Raw genomic sequence first — 237 nt, 5'->3', positions numbered from 1 at the left:
TCACTGCTTCATCAACTTTCGCTTTGGCTGCTGCCTTTTCTTCATCTGTCGCATTTGGTATTTGATCGATTTCTGCTTTCTTTGCTTCGGCTGCTTTGTCAATTGCTGCTTTTGCTTCGTCTTTCTTAACAACCGTTGGTTGGAGATTGTTGATTGAATCTACACCGTTTGTTTTTGCAGTGTCTACACCTGCGTTATTTGTCGCTTGGTCTATCGCGTTTTTAGCAGTTGTCACTG

Annotated in this window: 1 protein-coding gene; it reads right to left on the bottom strand. The window is 42.6% G+C overall.

Annotated features, from left to right (window positions below):
* Positions 1–237: DUF1542 domain-containing protein (locus tag HMPREF3239_RS11915; protein ID WP_176747971.1), on the bottom strand; the 237-nt coding region annotated here is incomplete at both ends.

Origin of the sequence: Staphylococcus sp. HMSC34C02 (genome assembly GCF_001838705.1) — a bacterium.
Classification (GTDB): domain Bacteria; phylum Bacillota; class Bacilli; order Staphylococcales; family Staphylococcaceae; genus Staphylococcus; species Staphylococcus borealis.
This window is presented reverse-complemented; position numbering and strand designations above follow the sequence as displayed.